This is a genomic window from Solidesulfovibrio carbinoliphilus subsp. oakridgensis (assembly GCF_000177215.2).
Lineage (GTDB): Bacteria > Desulfobacterota > Desulfovibrionia > Desulfovibrionales > Desulfovibrionaceae > Solidesulfovibrio > Solidesulfovibrio carbinoliphilus.
In genome coordinates, this window is record NZ_CM001368.1 from 2,801,715 (window position 1) to 2,822,345 (window position 20,631).

The window sequence follows — 20,631 nt, forward strand, 5'->3', positions numbered from 1 at the left end:
TAAGAGGGAAATATGGACTGGAAACTGCTGGCTACGACCTTTGCCACCATCTTCGTGGCCGAACTCGGCGACAAGACCCAGCTCGCCTGCGTGCTGACGGCCGCGGATTCGCGAAAACCCTGGATCGTCTTTGCCGGCTCGTCCCTGGCCCTTGTCGCCACGAGCCTGCTCGGCGTCATTTTCGCGGAGTTCATCTGCAACTTCGTGTCGCCGGACATCATCAAAAAAGTCGCGGCCGTGGCCTTCGTGGTCATGGGCGTGCTGATCTATTTCGACAAGCTCTAGGAGGCCCCGTGGAAGAAGGACGCCTTGCCTTTGACCTGCGGACCATGTGCTGAGGCCTCGGCCTGGAGATAGGTTGGTATCTCCGCCTTTCGAGGGCCCGGGAACTGGAATTCCTCGTCGCCCCGAGCGCCCGGCCGGTCCTTGACGACCAGCTGGTCACGGTCTCCGGCTGGCGGCTGGCCGTGGAAACGGAGGAGGGATTTTTGCGCGCCCGTTTTACGCGCGAGGCGCGCCCCGGCTGAACGGATTTCCCCGGAACCGGCAACCTGGGCTTGCTTTCCCAGCCACGTCTGGAATGCGCATGCGAATACCCCGGTTTGCCCCCTGGCAATGGTTCCTGGAACGCTCCATCGAGACGCTGCTCCTGTGCGTGGTGCTGCTGGCCGCCCTGCCGGCCATGGCCATCATCACGCTGTCGAGCTTCGAGGCCCGCGACCAGGCCGAGCGGCAGGCGGAGGAGGAGCTGCGCTACCTGACCCGGAGCCTGGCCGCCATCCAGCACGGCGTCACCCGCCAGGCCGAAGGGCTTCTGGCCGCCCTGGCCCGGACCGAGGCGGTCGGAAGCGGCGACCTGGCCGCCTGCGACAGGCTTTTCACCGCCCTGCTGCGGGACCACCCCGAGCTTTCCAACATCTTCATGGCCGACGCGTCCGGCCGGGTCACGGCCGCCGGCCTGCCGCCTTTCGTCGGCGAGGACCTTTCCGACCGGAAATACTTCCGCGAAGCCATGGACACGGGGAAATTGGGTGTCGGCGATTTCATCCTGGGCCGGACCACAGGCAGGCCCATCCTGGCTTTCGCCCTACCGACCGGCAATGCCGGCCGACCGCTCCAGGGCATCCTCGGCATGTCCTACTATCTCCAGGGCTATGAGGCGTTTCTCGAAAAGCTGGAGATGCCGCCCCACGCCCGCGTGACCCTGCTCGACCGCAACGGCCGCCGGATGCTGGCCTATCCCCTGGACGCCCGCTATCCCCTGGGGGCCAAGGCCCATGCCCCGAACTGGGAGCGTTTCGCGACGGCCGACGCGGACGAGGGGACATTCATGGCGCCGAGGCTCACGGGGGAGGAAGGCCTTTTCAGTTTCGCCCGGCTGCGGCTGGCCCCGGAGGCCCCGCCCTATATGACCATCGTGGTGTCGAGCGCCCGCCGGGAGGCCTTCCGCAACGCCGACATCCTGCTGCGCCGGGGACTGGCCTTGGTTCTCGTGGCCACCTTCCTGGCCTTGCTCATCGCCCGGCTGGCCGGCCGGGCGGCCATCGGGCGCGGCATCACCAACCTGGCCGACGCGGCCGGACGGCTGGCCGCCGGCGACCTGTCGGCCAGGGTCCCGGATGACGCCGGCAGCCTGGAGGTCAGGCGCCTGGGCCGAATCTTCAACGCCATGGCCGCGGCCCACGAAACCCGCGACCGGGAGCTGATCGAGGCGGCCGTGGCCCTCGGCAAGATGCGCGGCATGCTCAACAACATCCTGGAATCCATGCCCTCGGCCATCATCGGCTGCGACAGCGCGGGCCGGGTCACGCACATAAACCGCAACGCCGAACGCCTGCTCGGCCTCGAACGGGACACGGCCATGGGCCGGACCATGGCCGAATCCATGCCCGCCCTTTCCACCTACCGCCAGACCCTGGAACAGTCCCTGCGGGAACGCCGGGCCCTGGTGGTGGAGAAGCTGGCGCTGCCCCTGGACCAGGCCATCCGCCTGATGGACATGCTCTTTTACCCGCTGATCGCCAACGGCGCCGAGGGCGTGGTCATCCGGCTCGACGACGTGACCGAACGGGAAAAGGCCCGGGAGGCCCTGGAACGGAACCTGGAGGAGAAAAACATCCTGCTCAAGGAAATCCACCACCGGGTCAAAAACAACCTGCAGATCATCCTGAGTTTCATCAGCCTGCAGGCCGAGGACGCCACCGATTCCGGCGAGCGGGACCGGTTCCGGCAGCTCGAAATCCGGATCCGCTCCATGGCCCTGGTCCACCAGCAACTCTACAGCCACGGGGAGGTCGCCACCATCGACATGGGGGAATACGTGGCCACCCTGGCCCGGGGCATCGTCGGCATCTTCCGCAAGACCCTGGCGGACGTGGCCCTGGTCCTCGACACCGAGCCCTTGCGCCTCTCCCTGGACAAGGCCGTGCCCTGCGGCCTGCTCCTTGGCGAATTGATCACCAACGCCTGCAAGCACGCCTTCGTCGCCGGCCGGGCCGGGGAACTGCGGGTGGGGAGCCGGGTGGAAGGCGGCGTCGTGCGCCTCTGGGTGGAGGACACGGGCCCGGGGACGCCCGAGGGGTTCGATTACGCCAGGGCCCAGACCATGGGCATGACGCTCATAAAGGAACTGGTCCGCCAGCTCCAGGGCCGGGCGGCCTTGTCGGGAGACGGCGGCCTGCGCGTCGAGGTCGTCTTTCCGGCCTGAGCGGCGTCCGGGACGCCGGGCCCGCCACGGGCGGCCGCAGCCGCCCGTGGCGGGGAAAAGGCCGGGGACCGGGTATCGAAGCCGGGAGCCGGCCGGCCCGCTACTCGCGGACCATGCGGCTCAGCATGGACCGGCCGCCGTAGTTGTGCCAGACGCCGCCGTCCTTGACCAGGTAGGTGCTCGGTTCGGTGTCGCTGATCATCCGGTCGCCGTTGATGGTGAAAGGCATCCAGCCCTCGTGCTGCTCCATGGTCTTGCCGTCGCGCCACTTGTAGTAGACGGCGTAGCGGTCGCCCTTTTTCACCAGGCAGTACTGGTAGCTGTTGGGCCGGTTGAATTCCGAGGGCCGGGAGCGCAGGTAGCAGCCGAGGAGCAGCGGATCGGGCTCCTTTAAGACCTTGGCGTAGACCGTGGGCTCGGTGCCCAGTGCGGCCTTGTTGGCGATATTGCCGGCGCAGCCCGCCAGCAGAAGGGCCAACAACGCCGCCATGCAAACGCGTGCCATGCACATGCTCCTTGAAAAGGGTCGGAAAGGAGGAAGGGCCGCTGCCGCCTGGGCCCCCGCACCGGGCCTTCGAAACGGGGGGGCCCGCCCCCCCCGCTCGGTTCGTATCCTGAAGAAACCATGCGGTTTTTCAAGCCTTTGCCACTCTAGCCTCCCTTGCCGCCGGCGTCAACGAGGCCGAGGGGCCCGGCCTGTCGGGCCGGTCAGCGCCGGGGGCCCGGACCCGGTCCGGGGCCAGGACCGGGATGGCCCGGCCCGACGCCGGGCCCGACGCCAGGACCCGGGCGGAATCCGGGACCAGGACCGACGACCGGCCCCGGTCCGACGCCAGGACCCGGCCGGAAGCCGGGACCGGGGCCGACAAAGGGCCTGCCGACCGGTCCGGGGCCCGGCCAGGGGCCGCCGCGGTAGGGACCGACAACGGGGCCGGGACCCCGGTAGGGACCGGGATAGGGCCAGGGCCCGAGGCCCAGGTACACGCCGGGGCCGGGGTAGGGGTAGTAGCCGGGGGAGTAGGGATAATAGGGATAGCCCGGGTACGCGGGGCCCGGATAGGGCCGATAGCCGGCCCAGCCCGGTCCCGGATAGACCACCACGGGCCACGGCCCGGGTCCGCGCCAGGGGCCGGGACCGGGACGCGGTCCCGCCCAGGCCCGGGGACCGGGGCCTGGATGCGGCCGGGGTTGGGCCGAAGCGGCTTCCTGAAGCGCCGGCAGGGCCAGGAAAGCCAGCAGCAAGACAACAAGCCATCTGGTACGTCGTAGCATGGCCGCCTCCTTGTCAGGGCCACGGATGGAACTTCCACGCACTAGCAGCAATTACCCATTTCCCCGGCGATGACAAGGGGCGCGATCCGTCTTATGTAGGCAGCCGGAGGCCTGGGGGATGGAGGAGAAACGGGGAACGGGCCATGGCAAGCGCACCACCGTCCTTCTGGCCGAGGCCGAAGGCGTGGCCTGCGACGTGCTCGCAAGCCTGCTTGGCCCCCGGTTCGACGCCGTGGTCATGGCCGCGAGCCTGGCCGAGGCCCGCAAGGCCGTGGCCCAGGGCGCGCCGGACATGGCCGTGGTCGCGGCCCGCCTGCCCGGCGGCGGGGCCGCCCTGGCCGCCGCCCTGCGCCAGGCCTGCCGGAGCATGCCGCTTTTTTTGACCGGCACGGCCGAGGATGTCCTTTCCGTCCTCGCCACCCTGTCCCTGCCGGGCGTGCGCGCCGTGGTCCGGCCCTTTGATCCCACCGCCCTGGCCGAGGCCCTGGACGACGCCGTGCTGGAGATCGGCTCCAGGCAATCGGCCGAGGACGCCTGGGAGCTGGTCCGCCACTTCCTGGACGAGGCCCCGCAGCCGGCGGCCATCCTGCACGGCGGGCGGGTCGTTTCCATCAACCGGGCCTTTCTGCGCTTCATGGGCCTGGCCTCGGTGCAGGAGTTCACGGCCAAGGGGCTTTCCCTGGAGCACTTCCTGGCCGATCCGCCGCCCCGGGAGGGGCTGGCCGCCTGGGCCTGCCGCCTGCCGGACGACCGCCTCGACCGGGAGCACCGGCTGCGGCTCCACCACCCCGGCCGGCCGGACCAGCCGGCCCACGTGTTCCAGGTGGCGGCCACCCGCCTGCCGGGCCGGGACCGGTGCCTTTTGACCCTGGCCGACGTGACCGACCTGGAGCTCGAGCGCCGCGAGCTCTTGGATCTGGCCAACCTCGATCCCCTGACCCGGGCCATGAACCGCAGGAAGCTCACCGAGGTCCTTGGCGACGAGGCGGCCCGGGCCGCCCGCTACCGGTCGCCCCTGTCCGTGGTCCTGCTGGACATCGACCGGTTCAAGGCCATAAACGACACCCATGGCCACGCCGTGGGGGATGCCGTGCTGGTGGAGCTGGCCGCGCGCCTGCGGGCCGGCCTGCGCCAGGTCGACCGGCTGGCCCGGTACGGAGGCGAGGAGTTCGTGGTGGTGGCCCCGGGCATCAACGGGCAGGGAGCGTACGATCTGGCCGAGCGGCTGCGGCTGGCCGTGGGGGACAAGGAATTTGCCGGGGTCGGCCGGGTGACGGCCAGTTTCGGCGTGGCCGGGCATGTGCCGGGCCAGGAGCCCGAGGCCATGCTCCGGCGGGCCGACGAGGCCCTCTACCGGGCCAAGAACGGTGGAAGAAACAAGGTGGAGCGGGAAGCTTCGCCGCAACACGACGCACGGTGAGTATGGACGCCACGGACAAACGAATTCTGGACATCATTCAGACGGGTTTCCCCATCGCTCCCCGGCCCTACGAGGCCATCGGCCGGGAGGTCGGGCTGACCGAGGCCGAAACCCTGGCCCGGGTGCGGGCCTTGAAGGGCAAGGGCATCATCCGGCGCATCGGGGCCAACTTCCAGTCGGGCAAGATCGGCTTCAAATCGACGCTGTGCGCCGCCACGGCCCCGCCAGACAAGATCGACGCCTTTGTCGCGGCCGTCAACGCCCACCCGGGCGTGACCCACAACTACCTGCGCGACCACCCGATCAACGTCTGGTTCACCATGATCGGACCGTCGCGCGAGGCCATTGCCGAGGCCCTGGCCGGCATCACCGCGGCCACGGGCGTGGCCATCTTGAACCTGCCGGCCGACCGCCTGTTCAAGATCCGCGTGGACTTCGCCATGAGCGACGCGGCCGAGCCGGCGGCGCGCGTCTAGGCCTATTCATGGAACGGCCCTGTTTTTTTGTCAGAAACAGGTTATCTTCCGGGTATTGGACCAGAACGTCCCCACCGCGCGGCCTGAACCTGGCAGGGATGGGGACAGGGCCGAGGCAGGCCCGGTCCGGCTGCCAAACGATGCGGAGGTTGTCATGCCCGATGCCATTTTCGCCGTCTGCCCCAAGTGCCAGGCCATAAACCGCGTCCTGACCGGCCGGCTCGACAGCGGGCCGGTCTGCGGCAAATGCCGCGCCCCCATCCTTGACCCCCACCCCGTCACCCTGACCCAGGCCAACTTCGACACCTTTGTCGCCAAAAGCGACCTGCCCATCCTGGTCGATTTCTGGGCCCCCTGGTGCGGCCCCTGCCGGGCCATGGCCCCGGCCTTTGACCAGGCCTCGGCCATGCTCCATCCCCGGGTGATCCTGGCCAAGTGCGACACCCAGGAGGAACAGGACATCGCCGACCGGATGCGCATCCAGGGCGTGCCGACCATGGTCCTTTTCAGCGGCGGCCGGGAAAAGACCCGCATCTCCGGGGCCAGGGGCGCGGCCGAAATCGTGGCCTGGGTGCGCCAAAGCCTGTAGACGCCGGCCCCCTTTCGCCGCGCCTTCGGGGACGAGGCGGCCGTCAGGCCCCTCCCGCCCCGGAGCGGCGGCGGGCGGCCGCTCCGGGGCGGGAGGCGCGCCTCCAAAATCCTGGGCGGCGGACTTGGCTGGCAACAAGCCTGAATAATTATTTTTTTAAAAATAGGGTCCGCTTTTCAAGGGGCAAGACGCTAGAGGCGCCTGCCCGCGTCGGAGCAGCCCGCGCCGGACTTGCTCCCCCCGGAGCAGCCTCCGCCGGAGCAACCGCAGCCACAGGAGTTGCCCTTCTTGAAGAAAAACCGCCTGATCAGGAAACCGGCCGCCACCGCGATGATCAAAAAGACAATGAGCGTGTCCATGGTCGCCTCTCCTTGAAAATGAAAATCAGCATCGAAATGGAGAATAAGCCCTTTCCAAGATCGCGCAAGATGTTTTATCGTCTTAAAAAACAGCCCCCTCGAACCCGGCGGCCCCTTCCTTCGGGATCCGCCACCCAAGGACGCGCCTCATGGAAAAGCATCTGCTCGTGGCCGTCAGCGACGAGTTCCAAACCTCCCAGAGCCTGCGTTTCGTGCACCATTTCTTCACCGAGATCGCCGACCTCAAGCTGACGCTGTTCTACGTGGTGCCCCGGCGTCCGGACTGGAGGCTCGACCCCATCAACCTGGAAGCCACTCCCGAAGCCGTGGTCCACATTGAGCAGGACAAGGCGGCCCACGGCGTGCCGGCCATGGAAAAAGCCCGGGAATGGCTCCACACCATGGGTTTTGCCAAGGACCAGGTGCGGGTGAAATTTTCCCAGGGCAAGCTCGGCACGGTCAAGGAAATCGTCAAGGAGTCCGAGGAAGGGCTCTACGACGCGGCGGTGCTCGGCCGGCGCGGCCTGTCCTGGTTCGAGGAGATGGTGACCGACAGCGTGTCCCACCGCATCCTCTGGGAGTCGCTGACCTTCCCCATCTGGATCTGCCGCAACACGGACCGCGAGCGCAAAAACGTGCTCGTGTGCGTGGACGGGTCCGAGGAGTGCCTGCGCGTGGCCGACCACGTGGGCTACATGCTGCGCCACGAGCCGAGCCACGACATCACCCTGCTCCACGTCTGCGCCGACGACCGGTGCATCGACGCGGAACAGATCTTCGGCCGGGCCATGGCCGAGATCAAGAGCAACGACATCGCCGACGACCGGATCAGCATCAAGGTCATGACCTCGTCCAACCCGGCCAAGACCATCCTCCACGAAGCCGACAGCCGCAAGTACGCGGCCGTGGCCATCGGCCGCACCAGCCACAGGCCCTCGACCCTCAACCACATCTTCGCCACCACCAGCCTCAAGATCCTGCGCGGCATCGAAGGCGCGGCCTTGTGGTTGTGTAAGTAAATAAAGAAAAGAGAACCGGGGGATGGAACCTTTTTTTGCAAAAAAAGGTTCCCTCCCCCGGACCCCCTCCTTCCCAAAAAACGCTTCAAGGGGTGGAGCGGCTTTTCGGCCCCTTCTTTTCTGCGGCGCTTCGCCGCCGGCGCACCGTATGGCCGGCTTTGCCGCGACGGGCTGGCCGGCTTTGCGGCCTGCGGGTCGCGGCAAAGCCGGCCATAACCGTCGATGCCCCGTCGCCCGACCGTAGCCTTCCCAACTTCCGCCCACCCCGTTCGGGGGGTCCGGGGGGGTGATCCCCCCCGGCAGGTCCAGGGCAGCGCCCTGGCGGGGCCTGGGGCAGCGCCCCAGCGGGGTCCGGGGCAGAGCCCCGGCCGCCGGAGGTTTCTCCCACGTTCCGCGTGTCCTTAGCTTCCCGACTGCATTTCCTGGATGGCCTGATCGACGGTGTGGCCGCCGGGCAGGACGGCTTTGGGGTTCTTGGCGGCCAGCTCCTTCAGGGTGGCGATGGCCCCGGCCTTGTCGTGCTTGTCGTGTTCGAGCACCACGCTCTTGTTGAACTGGGCGATGATGTGGCCCGGGTTGATGGCGATGGCCTTATTGAAGCATTCGAGGGCCTTGTCGAATTTTCCGACTTGGCGGTACATGACGCCCTGGTCGGTGAGGACGTCTGGCTGCTTGGGATCGAGGGTCAGCGCCTTTTCGTAGGCGGTGATGGCTTTCTCGGGCTGCTCGGTGTCGAAATAGAGGTTGCCGAGTTCGGTCCAGGCCGCGGCGTTGGCCGGTTCGAGCTGGGTTTGTTTTTCGAGGGCCTTGACGCGGTCGGCCAGGGCCGGGTTGACGGCCGGGGCGCCCGGCATGGCCGGAGCCTGGGCGGCGGGCGGGGTTTCGGGGGCGCCGGCCTTGCCGCCGACCAGGCCGTGGAGGGTGAATCCGAGGTAGAGGCCGACGAGCAGGGCCAGTCCGGCTCCGAGCAGGGCTGCGCTGCGGCTGACGGTGGCGCCGGTTTCTTTCCTTGTATTGTTCATGAAATCTCCTTGTTGGATCGGGAATGGGTGTTGTCCGGGCGGGAGCCTAGCAATCTCGCGGTCAAAAGTCACCGGACGCGCAAAAACCCGCGGCGGCCGAAGCCGCCGCGGGCGTGGAGAGGGGAGGGATACACGATCAGGTCCGGTTCGGTATGGAAACAACGGCGGGCAGGCCCGGTCCGTTGGTTGCAAAAAGGAGGCGGATCAGGATTCCACGGCCCGGCGCAGGCGGTCGAATTCTTCTTCCGAGATGGCTCCCTCGGCCAGCCGGGTCCGCAGGATGCGCATGGCGTCCTCGCGGTCGGCCCGGGCTCCCCGGCGGTGGTTTCCGGCCGGGAGCATGGCCCGCACGATCAGGAAGACCGCGACGAGAACCAGGAGCCACAGGAACGCCCCGGGAAAAAAGAATCCGCCGCCGGGGAAGGGAAGAAGCGTCTGGCAACCCCACATGGTCAGGCCTCGTGACAACGGTTTGACCGGGGCCGGCGACAGGCCGGCCCCGACCGGAGGTTACTGGCAGCCACCGCCGCCGCAGGGACCGGCGCCGCCGCCGCGGTGGTAGCCCATGCCGCCCATGCCGCCCATACCCATGACGCCGGGACCGATTTCCTTGGTCACCTGGATGTGGAAGGCGGTCTTTTCGGCCATGAGCTTGCCGATCATGGTGCCGATTTCCTGGGTCAGGGCGTTGATCTTGGCTTGATCGGGATTCGGGGCCACGGCCAGGGCGTTCAGTTCGGCCCGCTTGACGCCGAGGTCCGCGCGCAACTGGGCCGTCTTGGCGGCGTAGACGTCGTGGAGCTTCTGGAATTCGGCCTGCTTTTCCGGGGTCAGCTGGGCCATGCCGCCGCCGTAGCCGGGGCAGCCGCCGGCGCCGGGGCAGCCGCCGGCGCCGGGGCCCTGCCCGCCGCCGGGACGGGCCATGGCCAGGGACGTGGTCAGGGCCAGGGTGGCCAGAGCCGTGATGGCGATGCCGAGAGTCTTGCCTTTCATGTCGTCTACCTCCGTGAGGTTCTTCGGCCGGAGCCGAAACAGGTCTTTTTCCGCCGCCGGCCGGAGGGGGTTCCGGCGCTCGTCGCGGCGTTTGCCTTCTAAGAGCAGAGTTCGTGCCATCCTCTTTTATTCTTTCATGACAAGGTGTTGCCAAATTTGGCCGCTGCCGGCCCTCCTCTCCCTGCATAGAAGCTGCGCACCACGACCCGGCTGCGGCCGGGAAGGTGCCTTTTTTTCATACACCTGCCGCACGCGCTCTCGATCCGAGGCTTTCCTATATTTTCCATGGTCTTACGGAGTGAGGTCCTCCCGAGTGGCCTGGGCTGGCGGGGAAAGCGTCTCGAAAATATCCACCGCCACCGGCCCGGCCGGGCGCCCGAAGGCGGCCTCGTCCCAGGGGTCGGCTTCCAGGACCGCATCTTCCGGCGGGGCAGGAGACAGCGGATAGTCGAACATGGGTCGGCCGGCGCTTTCCCGGCCAAGCCGCCAGCCGACCAGCAGAAAGACCAGGGCCACGGCCGGACAGGCCAGGACGCGCAGCAGGTCGCACAGGTCCGGATTCATGGGGCCTCCTCCTCGATTTCGCCGTTTTCGGTGACCGCGTCGATGATGCGGGCCGCCGCCTTGGCGGCCGTTTTCGCCTGCCCGGCCGCCAGCGGCCGGGCCATGCAGACGTGGCAGGCCTCGTCGTAGACGTGGTCCTCGCCGGTGGTGTCGATGTCCTCGACGTTGCGCCGGTCGGTCACGAGCTGGGGAATGGTGCGGATGAAGTGCTCGCAGGTGTCGAAGACCTGGAGCAGGGGCGGCCCGTCCTCCCGGGGGCGCAGCCGCTCGTGGAACTGCCGGATCTTGGCCACCCGGGACGGGTCGCCGGGGACCAGGAAGAGACCCGCTCCGGCAAAGACCTCGGCCGTGCTCGGCCCCTGGCCGCCGCCCCGGTAGTCCGGCTTTTTGGCGAAACAGTCGGGCCCGGCCAGCCGGGTGAGGGCCCGGCCGGCGAGGCCGAGCCGGGCCTCCCGCTCCAGGATGCCGGCCGCGATGCCCGAATCGGCCAGGCGCAGACCTTGCGGCGTCCGGCCCGGGCCCCCGGCCGCGCCGTACCATTCCGAAAACCGGAAGAGCCGGCCGTCCGCGTCCACCCACCACCAGCCCACGGAAAAGGGGGCCCCGTAGCCCCAGTCGAAGGTCATGAACAGGGGCCCGTGCTCGGGCACGGGCCGCGGTTTGACCACGTGCAGCCGCCGGGAAAAGGCAAAGGCCTGGCCGAGGAAAATGTCCCAGTCCCCGTCCCGGTAGGCCGAACGGTAGGGTTCGGGCAGGGCGTCGAGGCGCAGGGCATAGCCCGGGTCGCGGGAGAGCAGGATTTGGTTGTCGGCCAGTTTTCCCGGAATGAAGCACCGCAGCATCCCCCCCTCCTCGGCCGGGGCCCGGCGCGGCGTCAGGGGCGGGGCAAAGTCCACGAACCGGGCCTTGACGAAGCCATGCCCCACGCCGCCGGGATTGGAGGCACAGACCACGCCCGGGATTTTGTGGCGCAGGGCCGGCGGGACGGCGAGGGCGCAGCGGAGCCGGCCGCGCAGGTAGTCGTACTGGAATTCGGTGAAGTGCGTCAGCTCGTCGATGACAAGCAGGTGGATCTCCACGCCCTGGTAGGCAAAGACGTCGGCCTCGCGCGGACAGCCGCAAAAGGCCAGGCTGGCGCCGTTTCGGAACTCGAACCGCTTCTTGGAAGCCCGGTAGCGGCCGACGGACCGGGGAAACTGGGCCAGGGCCGGCAGAATGTGGTTGCGCTCCAGTTCCGGCTGGGTGCGCCGGAAGAGATAGGCCTGCAGCCCCGGCACGCGCAGGCACATGAGCAGGGCCTCGAAGCGCAGGGCGTGGCTTTTCCCGGGCCCGGCCGCGCCGCCGTAGAGGATCTCGTTGGCCGGGCAGGCATGGAGGGCCGCCTGCCGGGGCTGGGGCCGGTAGTTGACCACCACGCGCTCCCCGCCCCAGGCCCCATTTGCCGATATATCGCCAGAGTGGTGCAAAACGCGGTTCCCCTTTTGGAATGAAAAACGGCAACTTATCGATTTATATTGCTTTTATTGTGGCACGGTTTGGGCATGGCCAAGGCCGGGGCAAAACCGGTTTGCGCCCCGGAGGATATGGCCATGCAACGATGTCTGCCCAAGTGTCTGCCCAAATGTCTGGTGACAGCGGCCCTGGTCCTGGCGGCGGCCGTGGCCATCGGGGCGGTCTGGGCCGGTTCGGCGGCCGGCCGGGCCCAGGGAGGCGCGCGCGGCTATGCACGGCTTTTGGCCGCCAAAAACCCGGGCCCGGCGGACCGGAGTTCGGATTGCCTGATGGCCATGGTCCTCTTGCGCGACCGGTCCGGCGGGACGGGGGCCATCCCGGAGGAGCAGTTCAAGGCCCTTCGCGCCTATTGCCGCGTGGCCCACGCCGGCCGGCTCCCCGCCTCCGCCCCGTCCCCCCGACCCGGCGCCCCGGCCGGGCCCGCCACCAAAGCGCCTTTGTAAGGCCGGCCCGACCCGGCCGTTTGCGCCGGTTGCCATGGTTCCTTCCGGCCAGAACATGGGACCGGACCGTCTCCGGAAGAATCCTCGTCCGGGGGTGGATCGGGTTCGGGCACGCAGGTCACGACGATGAGGGGACGGGGGCCGTGAGCCGGCGCGTCCTTCCCATCAGGTCCGACCGGCCCCGGGCGCCCTCCAGGGCCGGCCGAACCCAGATGCCGGGACAGGGCGGCCAGGGCCTGGGTCTTGCCGTGGAGCTTGATGCGAAGCCCCTTGCCCGTCTTGCCGGGGCTCTCCACGATCTCGGCCACGCAGGCCGTCTGCTCGGGCCCAAGCTCCCGGGAGGCCCGAAGCGTCACCCCCGCCTCGTCCCAGGCCACGAAGTCCCGGATGTCGGCAAAGGCGATGCGGGCCAGCTCCGCCACCACCCGGTCCTGGGTGATGCGAAGCCGCTCGCCGCGCCGGGCCATGGCCGCCTCGACGGCCGCGCCGACCAGTGGCTGGCGGCGCAGCTTCCGGCCCACGGAGGGCGCGCTTTTCACGCCGTAGCCGGCCCGGACGGCGGCCGCGCCCGGGTTCAGGTCCACCAGGTATTCCTCCACGAACCGCTGCTGCCTGTCGGTCAGCCGGGTGGGTGGCGCGTTTTCGGCCATGGTCCTTCCCTTGTCAGGTATTGGGCCGGCCGATCCTTCGGGCGGCCCGTGTCGCGTTCCCGAAATCCGGGCCTGCGCATTTCGAGGGAAATCTTTTTGAATGCGTAGTGGTTTTTTATTGAAATGACGCCCTTTTCCCCCGGGAGGCGGCACTAATGGAGCCGGGCGGACGGGCCGGACCAGTGCCACAAGGCCAGGATGTCGGCCAGGGAGAGATGGGGGTTTAAGGCCAGCAGGCCGTCGAGGCTGACGGTCCGAAGCGGGGTACGCGGCATGGCGGGCTCCGATGGTTTGGCCGCAACGGGCGGCGCGTGCGGGGAAAGGACGGCCTTAAGCGGCCATGTCCCGCTCTTCCAGGATGGTCAGGCGCGTGGCGTGGTTTTCCAGGCGCTCGACCACCCGCGCGAGCTCGGCCCGGGTCGGGTAGCCCCGGGCCAGCTCCACCCGGCCGTCTGCCTGCTCCTTTTCAAAGGCGCGCAGGCGGGCTTCCAGGCCGTCGATGGACCGGGCCACGTCGGCCACCCACTTGCGGGTGAAAAAAAGGACTAGGCCCACCAGAAACGAGATCCAGGCCGGCAGGAAAAGGGCGTCAGCAGACATCGGCGTTGCCTCTTGGGACATCGGTGGAGTCTCCAGGGACATCGGCCTTGCCAGGGCCTGGGGAGGTCCGGGGCCGGGACAAGAGCGGCAGGGCCCGCTCGGCCAGGTCGATGCCGGCCTGGGAGCCGATGGCGGCCAGGGCGATGTCGGTCACGGCCTGGATCTCGTCCGGGGCGAGCCCCATGCCCCATTTGCGGTTCAGGGCCACGGCGATGATGGAAATGACGGCCACGAGCAACTTGCGGGAGGCGAGCCGGGGGGCCATGTCAGGACACCCACCGGGGCGCGACCGGCACGGACCGGCCCTCGCCGCAGTACGGGCAGGCGGGCGGCCCGGCAAAGGCGGCCCGGCAGGCCGAGCCGACGAACACCGTGCCGCAGGCCGGGCAGGCCCGGTGGACTTTGTCGGAGACGAAACAAATGGTCCCGTCCTCGGCCACATTGGCGTAACTGGAAAGGACCGCGCCGCGGAGATCCGCGGAGAAAACCGGAAGCGTCGCATTGGCTGGCATGTCGCGCCCTCCTTCTTTCTTCCGAAAGGACCATGGAAGGCGGACACGGACCAGACAGTCCGTGTCACAATTATTCCGTCCGCCCGGCCGGACAGGCGGGCCGGGAACGCCTTTACAAGGGGCCGGGGCTTGGGCAAGGTCCGGGAAACGATTTCTTTCTGGAGAACGCCATGCGGTTGCGACTGGTCTTCCTGGCAGGCCTTGTTGTCCTTGTCGCCGGCTGTGCCGGCACGTCGGCGGGACCCGGCGGGGACCGCGCCCCGGTCATGACGGTCTCGGATTTCTACGGCTTCTGTTCGGCCCTGCCGACGCCGGATGCCTGCCTGTCCGATCCCATCTGCAACCGGTACCGCCGGGAGCTCTCCTCCCCGCCAAACGACCTGGCCGGCTGTCTGGCCGTATGCCGGCAAACGGAGAACGCGCTCTACGTGGACAATCTGGTCAACGGCTGCGCCGAGATTCTGGACCGGGCCGAAGACCTGTGCGACCAGTTCTGCCGCCGCCGCGACAGGTCCTGACCCCGTCGCGGGGCGCCGTGCGGCCTGGCGCAAGGGGGGCATGGCCCGCCGGGGCATCTTCGCCTTCCTTTCCCCGAGAAAGTTTTCTTGCGGGCGCTTTCCCCTGACGGTATGCATCGGGGAACCGGCAATCAGCCTTCGCGGCGGCCGGGCGAGGAGCGCCATGCACCCATCCCCTCCGCGAAGCGGACCCGCCAGCCAAGCGCCTGCCGTCGGGCCCGCCCTCGAGGCGTTGCCGACCACGTTCTGCTCCTTCCAGAACCTGGCCCACGGCCAGGCCGATCTGGCCTATCGGACCGACGCCGCCGACCGCGTGGAATGGATGGCCCGGGAAGGAGCGCGTTTTCTGGGGTACGAGGGCCCGGAGGCGGTGCTCGGCCGGCCGGCCGGCGAAGCGCTCTACCGGCAACCCGAAGACCGCAGGCCCCTTCTCGCGGCCCTGGAAACCGCCACGGGCACCGTCTGCCTGGAGGAGGTCCTGCGCCGGGCCGACGGCACGCCCGTGACCGTGCGCACGCGCGGCGTCGTCCGCCGCGACGCGGCCGGGGCCCCGGCCGGCACGGAAGCCCATTCCCTGGCCCTGTCCGAGGAGACAGGGGCCCGTCTGACCCTGGCCCGGGCCCTGCGCGAAATGGAGACCATTTTCGACAACGCCCTGGTCGGCATGGTCCTGGCCCGGGGCCACAGGATCGAGAAAATCAACGCGCGCGGGGCCGAAGTCCTGGGCTTTCCGGCCGAGGAGCTCATCGGCCGGGATGCCGCCGTCCTTTTCCCTGCCGCCGCGGCCTACCAGGCGTTTGCCGAAGCCTCGCGCCGGGATCTGATCTGCACGGGCATGCATGTCGGGGAATACCGCCTGCGCCGCAAGGACGGCCGCGTGGCCATCGTGCGGTCGTCGGCCAGGACCGTGTGTCCGAGCAACCGGGACGAAGGCGTCATCTGGACCTTTGACGACGTGACCGAGCAAAAGCGCCTGGAAGAGGAGCTCCGGGCCTCCAAGCAGGCGGCCGAAGCGGCGAGCGTGGCCAAGACCCAGTTTCTGGCCAACATGAGCCACGAACTGCGCACGCCCTTAAACGGCATCCTGGGCATGACCGAGCTTCTGCTCGACACGGCCGAGGACGCCGAGACCAGGGAATCGCTCGGCGTCATCCGACACTCGGCTTCGCTGCTCATGCACATCGTCGGCGACCTGCTCGACCTGTCGAGCGTGGAGGCCGGCCGGCTTCTGGTAGTGGAACGGGAATTCGACCTGGTGGCCGAGCTGTCCCCGCTGTTGCGCAATTTCGCCACCCAGAGCCTTTTACGGTCCTTCACCTTTTCCTACCATTTCGATCCCCTGCTGCCGGCCCACCTGATCGGGGACCCCAACCGGACCAAGCAGATCCTCATCAACCTCGTCAGCAACGCCTTCAAATACACCAAGAAGGGCTCGGTTGCCGTGCGCATCGGCCTTGGCGACGCCTCGGGCGGCGGTCCGGCCGCGGCGGCCCGGCCGGACCGGATCCGGCTCCTTTTTTCGGTGGCGGACACGGGCATCGGCATCGACCGCCAGTCCCAGGCCGCGGTTTTCGAGCCGTTCGGCATCGGCGAGAACTACCTGACCAAGAAGTACAGCGGCGCGGGGCTGGGCCTGACCATTGCCCGGCGGCTGGCCAACATGCTCGGCGGGGACATCGTCCTCGAGTCCGAGCCCGGCCGGGGCAGCACCTTCTCTCTGACCCTCGACTGCGGCCTGCCCGAGGCCGTCCGGACCGCCGCCCCGGTCCGGCCAGCCACCGTGGCCGAGTCGGCGCAACCCGGCGGCCTGCGCATCCTTTTGGCCGAGGACGAGCCGGTCAACCGCATCTTCACGGTCCGGGCCCTGCAAAAGCTCGGGCATTCGGTGGAAACCGCGGCCGACGGCCGGGAAGCCCTGCTCCTGCTCGGCCAGTCCCCCTTCGACCTGGTCCTCATGGACATCCAGATGCCCCGTCTAAACGGCCTGGAGGCCACGCGCATGATCCGTTCCGGCCAGGTGCCGGGCATTGCCACCACCATCCCGGTCGTGGCGCTTACGGCCTATGCCATGGATTCGGACCGGGAGCGGGGCCTGGATGCCGGCATGGACGAATACGTGACCAAGCCTTTCGAGCCCTGGGAACTGGTCGAGGCCATGGAGCGGGCCCTGGCCAAATAGCGGGGTCCCTCGCGGCGCGCCTCGAAGATCGTGCCTGCGATTTTTGAAAACAAAACTCTGGAATGTTTGTATTTTTACTGATCGTAGGGTCGCGGTCCGAAAGACGCGGCCCTAATGGACGGCCGCGAGGATGCGGCGCAGGTGGCGGTCGGAAAGACCGAACTGGTCGCGCAGGGCGAACATGTCCACCCCGGCCCGGTGTTTGCGCCGGATTTCGTTGTCCCGGCGTTTTTTGCGCGAGGTCGTGCCGTTTGGAATATCCAGCCGGCAACCGCCCCACTCGGCAATGAGGGCCTCGAGCGCGGCCCGCGCCGCCTCCTGTCCCAGGCTTTCCGCCAGTTTGGCCTCCAATTCGTATTCGCGCATCGCGACCGTCTCCACGGGGTGAGGGTGCTCTCCAGGTGGTCTGCCTGGGGCCCACGAGTATTCCTTATTGGAATATTTGTCAAGAATAATATTCCAAGAAAGGAATGGACATTCCCTACTGTTGTGGGGCACAAGGGATCCCATGATACGCTCCGTTCCCCCCCCGTGTCTGGCCGAAAATGGCCCGCTGCGCACCGAGGAGGACCAGTGCTTCTGGAAGGCGCTGGTGGACCTGGCGGCCATGGAAAACGCCAACCAGGCCGAGATGGCCGCCTTTGTCGGCGTGAGCCAGGGGTACGTGAGCAAGATCCTGGCCGGCAAGCAGGCGCCGAAGCCGGCCCTGCGCCGCCGGTTCGCGGCCTTTTTCAAGCTTTCCTACGAGGACATGGTGGCCCTTGGCCGGGAGCGGCTGGAAAGCCAGGCCTACGTGTCCGAAGGGGCCGGGGCCAAACGCTACCACGTGCGCGATCCCCTCTACGGCGGCGACGCGGCCGGCCGGCCCCAGGCCTCGGCCACGGATTTCGCGGCCCTCAAATCCCTACTGCGCGACCTGCGGGCCCGGGAAGTGCACCAGGCCTCCTACACCGAGGTGCCGTTGCGTGAAGCCACGGGCTCCATGGGCGGCGGCTCCACCGAGACCGGGGACCGGGCACTCACCTACCTGAGCTTTCGCACCGACTGGATCCGGTCCAAGGGCAATCCGGAATACATGACCGTCATCCGGGCCTTTGGCGACAGCATGGAGCCGACCATCCCGGACGGCAGCGTCGTCCTTATCGACGAAGGCCGCCGGCAGTTCGTGAAAAACAAGGTCTACTACCTTCGCTACAACGGCCAGATGTACATCAAGCGGCTGGTGGAGCGCGACGGCCGCCTGGCCATCGCCTCGGACAACGACCCCAACCTGCTCCTCGTCTCCGACGCCGACGACTTCGAGATCATCGGCCGCTGCATCTGGTCGGCCCGGGAACTGGACTGATTTCCTGGAAAGCGTCTGGCACGGTTTATTCCTGAAAGGAATAAGATTCGGCCCAGGCGGCGTGCGCTGGCTCAAAAAAAGCCCCCGTCACGGCGGGGGCTTTTTTGTGCGGCCGGGCTTAGTCCCGGCCGCGACGTCCGGGAGCCGCCGGCAGGGCCGCTGCCGTACCCGGTCCCAGGGCCCGGCCCGAAGAGGCCGTGGGCTGGCCGCCCTCCTGGCGGAAGGCGGCCACCATTTCTTCCAGGGCCCCGACCTGCCGGCCCATGTCCTCCACCACGCCGGACGAATCCCGCATGCCCCGGGCGATGGCGTCCGAAAGCCGGCGGACGTCCTCCTCGGACCGGGTGATCTGTTCGCTGGCCGCCGACTGCTCTTCGGCCGCCGTGGCGATGCCCTGGACCTGGGAGGAGGTCTCGTCCACCAGGGCCACGATCTCCCGCAGGGCCGCCTCGGAAGCGCCGGCCAGTTCGGTGGCGTGGCCGACGGCCTGGGTCGATTCGTCGACCTTGGCCAGGCTGGCGCGGGCACCGGCCTGGATGGCCCGGATGGAGTCCCCCACTTCCTTGGTGGCGACCATGGTTTTTTCGGCCAGTTTCCGGACCTCGTCGGCAACGACCGCGAAGCCCCGCCCGGCCTCCCCGGCCCGGGCCGCCTCGATGGCGGCATTTAAGGCCAGCAGGTTGGTCTGGTCGGCGATGTCGGAAATGACGTTCATGATGGCGCCGATGGCCTGCGCCTTTTCCCCCAGGGCATCCATGCCGGCCTTGGCCTCGCGGGAGACGGCGTCGACCCGGCTTATGGCCACAAGCGACTTCTCCACCACTCCCCGGCCCTCCACGGCCTGGCTACGGGCCGCGTCGGCCTTGGACGAGGCGGTGGCCGCGTTTTTGGCCACCTCGAGCACGGTGGCGTTCATCTCCTCCATGGCCGTGGCGGTTTCAGCGGTCCGCCGCTCCTGCTCCTCCACGGACCGGCCGACCTCGCCGATCTCGCTGTCCAGCCGGGAGGCCGCCCCGGCCAGAGCGTCCAGGATGCCCTGCAGGCGATCCGCGGCCAACAGCAGGCCCTGTGTCTTGGCCGTATCGGCCGCGGCCTGGGCGTGTTTGGCCTCCTCCAGGGCCGTGGCCACGCGGTCGGCCTGGGCCACGGCCTCTTCGCCCTTGGCCCGGGCCTCGGCCAGATTGGCCTTGAGATGGTGGCTCATGGTGGAAAGGGCGTCGCCGAGGGTCTGCAACTCGTCCCCGGTGCGGATGGCCAGGCTGTGGTCCAGGTCGCCCCGGGCCACGGCGGCGGCGAAGTCCACGCAGCGGCGCAGCCCTGTCAGCACGGCCACCCGCAAAAGGAGGGCCACGGCCGCCAAAATGGCCAGGGTCACGCCCAGGGCGATGGCGAGGCTTTGCCAGGTGGCGGCTGCGGCAAAGGCGTCAAATTCCGCCAGGGGAGCTTCGACCACGAACAGCCAGCCGGTGCCGGGATCGCGGGTGACGGAGGCCAGATGGTCCCCGGCGGCATCGGTATAGGAAAGGACGGTGGAGCCGGTGGCGGCCAGGATGCGCCGGCCGGTGTCCGTGGCGGCGAAGTCCGTTTTCATGAGCAGGGATTTGTCCGGGTGGGCCAGGACCATGCCGCCGGCGTCCAGAATATAGGCGTAGCCGGTCTGGCCGATCCTGGTGGCCGACAGGTCGGCCGTCAGGGAATCGAGGTCCATGCCGGCGTTGAGGACGCCGACGAGCCGGCCCGAGGCGTCGCGCAGGGGCTGGGCCAGGACGACGGCCGCCCGGCCGGTGGTGCGGCTGACGATGGCCTTGGACACGATGTCGGTCTTGTTCTCCCTGGTCGCGAGGGCGAAATAGTCGCGGTCGGCGACCTGGATTTTGCCGACCGAGCCCGCGTTGGACGAGGCCGTCGAGACGCCCTGGGCATTGAAGACGTTGGCGTAATCCGCTCCGGCCATGCCTTTGGACAGGGTGGCGAGGAGCGCGTTGGCGGCGGCGGTGTCCTCCCCCGTGGCCGCGCCGACGAGCAGCGGCGTCTTGGCGAAACTGGCCAGGCATTTGAGGTTGGCCTTGACCGTGCCGGTGATGTCCTTGGCCAGGGCCTGGGACAAGAGGGACATGGACTGGCTTTCGACGTGCCGCAACGCGGACTTGGCCGCGCGGTCGTTGAAGAACACCAGGGCGGCCATGCCGAGGAGGACGATGCCGAGGATGGGGGTGAAAAATTTGGCGCGAAGCGACAGACGCATACCGTTCCCTCCTGACGGGTTGCCTGTGGAGCCGCGGGAACGCAACGGCGGATACTGATTTTCTCATGGAACGGGGAGGCTGTCCACAGGTGGCTGGCACAACGGAGAGGCGTTGTCCCGGCGGATTGGCGCAACTGCGCCGAGAGGCATGCTGTTTCCGAGAGGCCGTCGTTGTGTTGATAACAAAACAAAAAAGGCAGAGGCCA

At 68.3% G+C, this 20,631-nt stretch carries 24 protein-coding genes; 10 read left to right on the forward strand and 14 right to left on the reverse strand.

The window, feature by feature from the left end:
• Positions 1-12 precede the first annotated feature (12 nt).
• Positions 13-285 carry a TMEM165/GDT1 family protein gene (locus tag DFW101_RS12200; protein WP_009181830.1) on the forward strand — a complete coding sequence of 91 codons (273 nt, stop codon included), beginning with the start codon at positions 13-15 and terminating at the stop codon, positions 283-285.
• A 301-nt stretch (positions 286-586) separates the two neighbouring features.
• The gene (locus DFW101_RS12205; RefSeq protein WP_009181831.1) at positions 587-2,707 is read left to right on the forward strand and encodes a sensor histidine kinase; all 2,121 of its coding nucleotides are present in this window, start codon (positions 587-589) and stop codon (positions 2,705-2,707) included.
• Positions 2,708-2,807: 100 nt separating this feature from the next.
• Here DFW101_RS12205 and DFW101_RS12210 read toward each other — a convergent pair whose 3' ends face one another.
• The gene (locus DFW101_RS12210) at positions 2,808-3,212 is read right to left on the reverse strand and encodes a carbohydrate kinase family protein (RefSeq protein WP_009181832.1); all 405 of its coding nucleotides are present in this window, start codon (positions 3,210-3,212) and stop codon (positions 2,808-2,810) included.
• A gap of 885 nt (positions 3,213-4,097) precedes the next feature.
• On the opposite strand from DFW101_RS12210, the gene DFW101_RS12215 reads away from it, so the two are divergent.
• From DFW101_RS12215 to trxC, 3 genes are all read left to right on the forward strand, one after another.
• Entirely contained in the window at positions 4,098-5,399 is a 1,302-nt protein-coding gene (locus DFW101_RS12215; protein ID WP_009181833.1) for a GGDEF domain-containing protein, read from the forward strand.
• 2 nt (positions 5,400-5,401) lie between these two features.
• Positions 5,402-5,875, forward strand: a complete 474-nt coding sequence (ahbA, locus tag DFW101_RS12220) for a siroheme decarboxylase subunit alpha (RefSeq protein WP_009181834.1) — start codon at positions 5,402-5,404, stop codon at positions 5,873-5,875.
• 154 nt (positions 5,876-6,029) lie between these two features.
• On the forward strand, positions 6,030-6,464 hold the full coding sequence (gene trxC, locus DFW101_RS12225; RefSeq protein ID WP_009181835.1) for a thioredoxin TrxC: 435 nt from the start codon (positions 6,030-6,032) through the stop codon (positions 6,462-6,464).
• Between the two features lie 191 nt (positions 6,465-6,655).
• On the opposite strand, the gene DFW101_RS19085 is transcribed toward trxC, so the two are convergent.
• Complete coding sequence (locus DFW101_RS19085) at positions 6,656-6,823, reverse strand: FeoB-associated Cys-rich membrane protein (protein ID WP_009181836.1); 168 nt, start codon at positions 6,821-6,823, stop codon at positions 6,656-6,658.
• A gap of 149 nt (positions 6,824-6,972) precedes the next feature.
• Between DFW101_RS19085 and DFW101_RS12230 the strand changes: the two genes are divergently transcribed.
• Entirely contained in the window at positions 6,973-7,842 is an 870-nt protein-coding gene (locus tag DFW101_RS12230; RefSeq protein WP_009181837.1) for a universal stress protein, read from the forward strand.
• Positions 7,843-8,243: 401 nt separating this feature from the next.
• On the opposite strand, the gene DFW101_RS12235 is transcribed toward DFW101_RS12230, so the two are convergent.
• The 5 genes from DFW101_RS12235 to DFW101_RS12255 all read right to left on the reverse strand — a co-directional run bounded on the left by DFW101_RS12235 (position 8,244) and on the right by DFW101_RS12255 (position 11,887).
• The gene (locus DFW101_RS12235) at positions 8,244-8,864 is read right to left on the reverse strand and encodes a tetratricopeptide repeat protein (protein ID WP_009181838.1); all 621 of its coding nucleotides are present in this window, start codon (positions 8,862-8,864) and stop codon (positions 8,244-8,246) included.
• Between the two features lie 204 nt (positions 8,865-9,068).
• Positions 9,069-9,314 carry an SHOCT domain-containing protein gene (locus DFW101_RS12240; protein ID WP_009181839.1) on the reverse strand — a complete coding sequence of 82 codons (246 nt, stop codon included), beginning with the start codon at positions 9,312-9,314 and terminating at the stop codon, positions 9,069-9,071.
• Between the two features lie 60 nt (positions 9,315-9,374).
• Positions 9,375-9,857 (reverse strand): periplasmic heavy metal sensor, encoded by a 483-nt coding sequence (locus DFW101_RS12245; protein WP_009181840.1) that lies wholly within the window; start codon positions 9,855-9,857, stop codon positions 9,375-9,377.
• Positions 9,858-10,148: 291 nt separating this feature from the next.
• On the reverse strand, positions 10,149-10,421 hold the full coding sequence (locus tag DFW101_RS12250) for a hypothetical protein (protein ID WP_009181841.1): 273 nt from the start codon (positions 10,419-10,421) through the stop codon (positions 10,149-10,151).
• Entirely contained in the window at positions 10,418-11,887 is a 1,470-nt protein-coding gene (locus DFW101_RS12255; protein ID WP_232286007.1) for a terminase large subunit domain-containing protein, read from the reverse strand. The genes DFW101_RS12250 and DFW101_RS12255 overlap by 4 nt, the downstream gene beginning before the upstream one ends.
• Before the next feature lie 123 nt (positions 11,888-12,010).
• Here DFW101_RS12255 and DFW101_RS12260 point away from each other — a divergent pair, with 123 nt between their 5' ends.
• A complete protein-coding gene (locus DFW101_RS12260; protein WP_157137640.1) occupies positions 12,011-12,376 on the forward strand; it encodes a hypothetical protein in 366 nt (121 codons plus the stop codon).
• Here DFW101_RS12260 and DFW101_RS12265 read toward each other — a convergent pair.
• The 5 genes from DFW101_RS12265 to DFW101_RS12280 form a co-directional block, all read right to left on the reverse strand.
• Entirely contained in the window at positions 12,280-13,026 is a 747-nt protein-coding gene (locus DFW101_RS12265) for a terminase small subunit (RefSeq protein WP_009181843.1), read from the reverse strand. The genes DFW101_RS12260 and DFW101_RS12265 overlap by 97 nt on opposite strands.
• Before the next feature lie 152 nt (positions 13,027-13,178).
• Positions 13,179-13,301, reverse strand: coding sequence for a hypothetical protein (locus DFW101_RS20180; protein WP_009181844.1), 123 nt, complete (start codon positions 13,299-13,301; stop codon positions 13,179-13,181).
• A 55-nt stretch (positions 13,302-13,356) separates the two neighbouring features.
• Complete coding sequence (locus tag DFW101_RS12270; RefSeq protein WP_009181845.1) at positions 13,357-13,626, reverse strand: hypothetical protein; 270 nt, start codon at positions 13,624-13,626, stop codon at positions 13,357-13,359.
• Positions 13,616-13,891: a hypothetical protein gene (locus tag DFW101_RS12275; protein ID WP_009181846.1), complete on the reverse strand. Its 276-nt coding sequence runs from the start codon at positions 13,889-13,891 to the stop codon at positions 13,616-13,618. The genes DFW101_RS12270 and DFW101_RS12275 overlap by 11 nt, the downstream gene beginning before the upstream one ends.
• A 1-nt stretch (position 13,892) precedes the next feature.
• A complete protein-coding gene (locus DFW101_RS12280; protein ID WP_009181847.1) occupies positions 13,893-14,138 on the reverse strand; it encodes a hypothetical protein in 246 nt (81 codons plus the stop codon).
• A 170-nt stretch (positions 14,139-14,308) separates the two neighbouring features.
• Here DFW101_RS12280 and DFW101_RS12285 point away from each other — a divergent pair, with 170 nt between their 5' ends.
• Both DFW101_RS12285 and DFW101_RS12290 read left to right on the forward strand, forming a co-directional pair.
• Positions 14,309-14,656, forward strand: coding sequence for a hypothetical protein (locus DFW101_RS12285; RefSeq protein WP_009181848.1), 348 nt, complete (start codon positions 14,309-14,311; stop codon positions 14,654-14,656).
• A gap of 163 nt (positions 14,657-14,819) precedes the next feature.
• Complete coding sequence (locus DFW101_RS12290) at positions 14,820-16,835, forward strand: PAS domain-containing hybrid sensor histidine kinase/response regulator (RefSeq protein WP_009181849.1); 2,016 nt, start codon at positions 14,820-14,822, stop codon at positions 16,833-16,835.
• Positions 16,836-16,946: 111 nt separating this feature from the next.
• Here the strand turns inward: DFW101_RS12290 and DFW101_RS12295 are convergent, their stop codons facing one another.
• Positions 16,947-17,201 (reverse strand): Mor transcription activator family protein, encoded by a 255-nt coding sequence (locus DFW101_RS12295; RefSeq protein ID WP_009181850.1) that lies wholly within the window; start codon positions 17,199-17,201, stop codon positions 16,947-16,949.
• Positions 17,202-17,343: 142 nt separating this feature from the next.
• On the opposite strand from DFW101_RS12295, the gene DFW101_RS12300 reads away from it, so the two are divergent.
• Positions 17,344-18,180 (forward strand): XRE family transcriptional regulator, encoded by an 837-nt coding sequence (locus DFW101_RS12300; RefSeq protein ID WP_009181851.1) that lies wholly within the window; start codon positions 17,344-17,346, stop codon positions 18,178-18,180.
• Between the two features lie 118 nt (positions 18,181-18,298).
• Here the strand turns inward: DFW101_RS12300 and DFW101_RS12305 are convergent, their stop codons facing one another.
• On the reverse strand, positions 18,299-20,425 hold the full coding sequence (locus DFW101_RS12305; RefSeq protein ID WP_009181852.1) for a methyl-accepting chemotaxis protein: 2,127 nt from the start codon (positions 20,423-20,425) through the stop codon (positions 18,299-18,301).
• Positions 20,426-20,631 lie beyond the last annotated feature (206 nt).

Bases quoted from the DNA above. Each gene is read 5' to 3' on its own strand.
- DFW101_RS12200 (WP_009181830.1), top strand. From the start codon at position 13: ATGGACTGGAAACTGCTGGCTACGACCTTTGCCACCATCTTCGTGGCC.
- DFW101_RS12205 (WP_009181831.1), top strand. From the start codon at position 587: ATGCGAATACCCCGGTTTGCCCCCTGGCAATGGTTCCTGGAACGCTCC.
- DFW101_RS12210 (WP_009181832.1), bottom strand. From the start codon at position 3,212: ATGGCACGCGTTTGCATGGCGGCGTTGTTGGCCCTTCTGCTGGCGGGC.
- DFW101_RS12215 (WP_009181833.1), top strand. From the start codon at position 4,098: ATGGAGGAGAAACGGGGAACGGGCCATGGCAAGCGCACCACCGTCCTT.
- ahbA (WP_009181834.1), top strand. From the start codon at position 5,402: ATGGACGCCACGGACAAACGAATTCTGGACATCATTCAGACGGGTTTC.
- trxC (WP_009181835.1), top strand. From the start codon at position 6,030: ATGCCCGATGCCATTTTCGCCGTCTGCCCCAAGTGCCAGGCCATAAAC.
- DFW101_RS19085 (WP_009181836.1), bottom strand. From the start codon at position 6,823: ATGGACACGCTCATTGTCTTTTTGATCATCGCGGTGGCGGCCGGTTTC.
- DFW101_RS12230 (WP_009181837.1), top strand. From the start codon at position 6,973: ATGGAAAAGCATCTGCTCGTGGCCGTCAGCGACGAGTTCCAAACCTCC.
- DFW101_RS12235 (WP_009181838.1), bottom strand. From the start codon at position 8,864: ATGAACAATACAAGGAAAGAAACCGGCGCCACCGTCAGCCGCAGCGCA.
- DFW101_RS12240 (WP_009181839.1), bottom strand. From the start codon at position 9,314: ATGTGGGGTTGCCAGACGCTTCTTCCCTTCCCCGGCGGCGGATTCTTT.
- DFW101_RS12245 (WP_009181840.1), bottom strand. From the start codon at position 9,857: ATGAAAGGCAAGACTCTCGGCATCGCCATCACGGCTCTGGCCACCCTG.
- DFW101_RS12250 (WP_009181841.1), bottom strand. From the start codon at position 10,421: ATGAATCCGGACCTGTGCGACCTGCTGCGCGTCCTGGCCTGTCCGGCC.
- DFW101_RS12260 (WP_157137640.1), top strand. From the start codon at position 12,011: ATGCAACGATGTCTGCCCAAGTGTCTGCCCAAATGTCTGGTGACAGCG.
- DFW101_RS12265 (WP_009181843.1), bottom strand. From the start codon at position 13,026: ATGGCCGAAAACGCGCCACCCACCCGGCTGACCGACAGGCAGCAGCGG.
- DFW101_RS20180 (WP_009181844.1), bottom strand. From the start codon at position 13,301: ATGCCGCGTACCCCGCTTCGGACCGTCAGCCTCGACGGCCTGCTGGCC.
- DFW101_RS12270 (WP_009181845.1), bottom strand. From the start codon at position 13,626: ATGTCTGCTGACGCCCTTTTCCTGCCGGCCTGGATCTCGTTTCTGGTG.
- DFW101_RS12275 (WP_009181846.1), bottom strand. From the start codon at position 13,891: ATGGCCCCCCGGCTCGCCTCCCGCAAGTTGCTCGTGGCCGTCATTTCC.
- DFW101_RS12280 (WP_009181847.1), bottom strand. From the start codon at position 14,138: ATGCCAGCCAATGCGACGCTTCCGGTTTTCTCCGCGGATCTCCGCGGC.
- DFW101_RS12285 (WP_009181848.1), top strand. From the start codon at position 14,309: ATGCGGTTGCGACTGGTCTTCCTGGCAGGCCTTGTTGTCCTTGTCGCC.
- DFW101_RS12290 (WP_009181849.1), top strand. From the start codon at position 14,820: ATGCACCCATCCCCTCCGCGAAGCGGACCCGCCAGCCAAGCGCCTGCC.
- DFW101_RS12295 (WP_009181850.1), bottom strand. From the start codon at position 17,201: ATGCGCGAATACGAATTGGAGGCCAAACTGGCGGAAAGCCTGGGACAG.
- DFW101_RS12300 (WP_009181851.1), top strand. From the start codon at position 17,344: ATGATACGCTCCGTTCCCCCCCCGTGTCTGGCCGAAAATGGCCCGCTG.
- DFW101_RS12305 (WP_009181852.1), bottom strand. From the start codon at position 20,425: ATGCGTCTGTCGCTTCGCGCCAAATTTTTCACCCCCATCCTCGGCATC.